Origin of the sequence: Pseudogemmobacter bohemicus, assembly GCF_003290025.1 — a bacterium.
GTDB lineage: Bacteria > Pseudomonadota > Alphaproteobacteria > Rhodobacterales > Rhodobacteraceae > Pseudogemmobacter > Pseudogemmobacter bohemicus.
The window spans coordinates 1-3,419 of sequence record NZ_QNHG01000013.1 but is presented as its reverse complement, the minus strand read 5'-3'; the positions used below and the strand labels follow the sequence as shown (position 1 = coordinate 3,419).

At 62.4% G+C, this 3,419-nt stretch carries 3 protein-coding genes; all 3 read left to right on the top strand.

The window, feature by feature from the left end:
• Positions 1-142 precede the first annotated feature (142 nt).
• Complete coding sequence (locus DRF71_RS26990; protein ID WP_232831715.1) at positions 143-1,036, top strand: MBL fold metallo-hydrolase; 894 nt, start codon at positions 143-145, stop codon at positions 1,034-1,036.
• Positions 1,037-1,291: 255 nt separating this feature from the next.
• Positions 1,292-1,981, top strand: a complete 690-nt coding sequence (locus DRF71_RS26985; RefSeq protein WP_112313509.1) for a hydrolase — start codon at positions 1,292-1,294, stop codon at positions 1,979-1,981.
• A 139-nt stretch (positions 1,982-2,120) separates the two neighbouring features.
• Positions 2,121-3,419: MFS transporter (locus tag DRF71_RS26980; RefSeq protein ID WP_112313508.1), on the top strand; the 1,299-nt coding region annotated here is incomplete at its 3' end.

The window sequence follows — 3,419 nt, the reverse complement described above, 5'->3', positions numbered from 1 at the left end:
TCACCTGCAAGCAAACATGCGACTTTCCCGTCATTGCCAAAGCGTGGTGCGGGTGAATGCTGCTCGCTCCACTGAACCTTACCGCACCCGACTGGCTCGCCCGACGGCGCCAGACGGCGTGCCGAACAGAAGAGGTTTTCCAATGCTGACCCGCAGAAACGTTATGAAGACCACCCTTGCCCTCGGCGCGGCCTCGCTGCTGCCGGCCGGGATCGCCCGCGCGGAAGGCGGCCTGAAATGGACGCATTACCCCACAGGACCGGATGGCTTCTACCGCGCGCCGGTGCTGATCGAGGGGCCGACCGAGGCCATTCTGATTGATGGCGGCTTCACGCTGCCCGATGGCGAGGCGCTGGCCGCCGCGATCCGGGCGACCGGCAAGAAGCTGACGACGATCTATATCAGCCAGTCCGACCCGGATTACTATTTCAGCCTGCGCCCGGTGGTCGACGCCTTCCCCGATGCGCGTGTGCTGGCGGCAAGCGCAACCGTTGCAGCGATTGAGGCCAATGTCGATGGCAAGCTGGCGACCTGGGGGCCGCAGCTTGGCGCGGCGGGGCCGCAAACCCGCGCCGATGTGGTTTTCGCGACCCCCTATGACGAGGCCAGCCTGACGGTCGATGGTGAAGTGATCGAGATCGTCACCCCGACCGTGCCGGAAAACCGCCGCTACCTCTGGGTGTCGTCGTTGCAGGCAGTGTTTGGCGGCGTGCTTGTGTTCAATGGTGTTCATGTCTGGACCGCCGATACCCCCAGCCCGGAAATCCGGGCGCAATGGGTGACTGTTCTCGACGAGATCGCCGCCCGTAACCCGGCGGTGGTTGTTGCGGCCCATGCCGAGACCGGCGCCCCCACCGATCTTTCGGGCGTCACCTTCACGAAAGAGTATCTGGTGGCCTTTGACGAGGAGCTGCCGAAGGCTGCCGATGCGGCGGCACTGGAAGCTGCAATGAAGGCGCGTTTCCCCGGGATCGGCATGGACGTGGCAATCGGGATCGGCTCGAAAGTCGCCAAAGGCGAAATGAAATGGGGCTGAGATCCCGCTGCTGCGCCTGATAAAGGGCGGATGAACAAGGGGGCGGCCAATAAGCCGCCCCCTTTTGTTCTGATCAGGGATTTATTGCGATGATCGCAATACTGTCGTGCGAAATACCGCCATTCTTATCACATCCGCGACCGTGTAGCCTGCCGCTCAGAGCCGGTATCCCGGAGCATCCGGGTATATCAGACCGTGCCCGACTGGCCGGATACCGGCATCGCGGCCGATAATAATTGATACGAGGAAAGCCATATGTCGAAACTCGACGTTCTTACCCCCCGGAACAGCCAGCTGATTTTCATCGATCAGCAGCCACAAATGGCATTCGGGGTCCAGTCGATTGATCGGCAGACGCTGAAAAACAACGTCGTGGGCCTTGGCAAGGCAGCAAAGATATTCGACATCCCCACCACGATCACAACGGTCGAGACCGACAGTTTTTCGGGCCAGACTTTTCCGGAATTGCTGGATATCTTCCCCGATGCGCCGCTGCTTGAGCGCACTTCGATGAATTCCTGGGATGATCTGAAAGTGCGCCGGGCGCTGGCCAGACACGCGGAAAAAGGCGCGAAGAAGATCGTCGTCTCCGGGCTCTGGACCGAGGTTTGCAACACGACCTTTGCGCTGTCATGCCTCGCCGATACCGATTATGAAATCTACATGGTTGCGGATGCCTCGGGCGGCACCAGCCTGGATGCGCATAAATATGCGATGGACCGCATGGTTCAGGCCGGTGTCGTGCCGATGACCTGGCAACAGGTCTTGCTGGAATGGCAGCGCGACTGGGCGCGGCGTGACACCTATGAGGCTGTCACCAACCTCGTGCGCGAGCATTCCGGCGCCTATGGGATGGGCATAGATTACGCCTATACGATGGTCCACAAGGTCCCTTCAAAGAGCCATCACCAGGGGCCGCGCCAGGCGCCCGATCCCGCGACTTGAGGGGTGTGGAGCCGTTTCCTGTGCTGCAACGGCCTGAAAATCCGTCACATTTCGATGTGACCCGTTCCCGCCGTCCGAAGGGCATGAGCCCTTGCGGCGGCGGCGGGTCCTTCTGTTGTAAATATTGAGGAGCTGGCGCATGTCATCCGGTGCGAAGCCTGAAACCACATCTTCCGCCGGGGCATTTTCGCCCTTTTCGCATACGGCTTTCACGCTGCTCTGGACAGCCACGCTGATCTCGAACACCGGCACCTGGATGCACGAAGTGGGGGCCGGCTGGCTGATGACCACGCTCGACTCCAGCCCGGCGGTGGTGTCGCTGGTACAGGCTGCGACCTCGTTGCCGGTGTTTCTTTTTGCGCTGCTGGCCGGAGCGCTGGCCGACCGGCTGGACAAGCGGCGCATGTTGCTGGTGGTCAATACGATCCTGACGGTGATCGTGACGCTGCTTGCCGTCCTCGTCTGGCAGGAGGCGATGACGCCGCTGCTGCTGATCCTTTTCACCCTGGCCATCGGCACTGGCGCGGCCTTCATGGCACCGGCCTGGCAGGCCATCGTGCCGCTTCTGGTGCCGAAGGCAAAGCTGAAACCGGCCATCGCGCTCAACTCGATGGGGATCAATATCAGCCGGGCCATCGGGCCTGCTCTCGCCGGAGTGCTGATCGCCAATGTCGGCCTGGCGGCACCTTTCGCGCTGAATGCGCTCAGTTTTGTGATCATTCTCGGCGCGCTGCTTTTGTGGCGGCCAGAGCCGTCGCCGCCGCGCCATCACCACAGCAGTCTGCTGGCCGATATGGGGATGGGCCTGCGCCATGTGCGCCATAATCCGGCGATGCTGGCCACAGCGATCCGGGCCATCGCCTTTTTCCTTTTCGCGTCGGCATATTGGTCGCTCTTGCCGCTGATCGCACGCAGCGCCGAGGGCGGCGGGTCCGAGCTGTACGGCACGCTGATGGCCCTGATCGGGACCGGCGCCGTCACCGGTGCGCTGATCCTGCCGCGCCTGCAAAAGCACCTCGATTCCGATATGTCGGTGCGGGTCGGTACACTGGGTACGGCGATTGCACTGCTGACGATGGTTGTTGCGCAATTCCCCGCCGGTCTGATGTTCGCGGCCTTTCTGGGCGGTTGCTCCTGGATCGTTACGCTGACTGCCTTCAACGTCTCGGCCCAGACCGCGCTGCCGAACTGGATCCGCGCGCGCGGGCTTGCGGTCTTTCTGATGGTGTTTTTCGGGTCGATGTCGCTTGGCTCGATCATCTGGGGGCAGGTCGCGACCCACTCCTCGGTCCGCGCAGCGCTGATCACGGCGGCGGTCGGGCTTGGCGTCGGATTTCTTCTGACCCGGAAATTCACCATCGGCCAGGGCGAAAAGCTCGACCATACCCCCACCGCGATCTGGCCCGAGGCCCCGGCACTGGATGCTGCGCATAACGGC

What these genes read in the sequence shown, in the direction of transcription:
- DRF71_RS26990 (WP_232831715.1), top strand. Translation starts at nt 143, where the DNA reads ATGCTGACCCGCAGAAACGTTATGAAGACCACCCTTGCCCTCGGCGCG.
- DRF71_RS26985 (WP_112313509.1), top strand. Translation starts at nt 1,292, where the DNA reads ATGTCGAAACTCGACGTTCTTACCCCCCGGAACAGCCAGCTGATTTTC.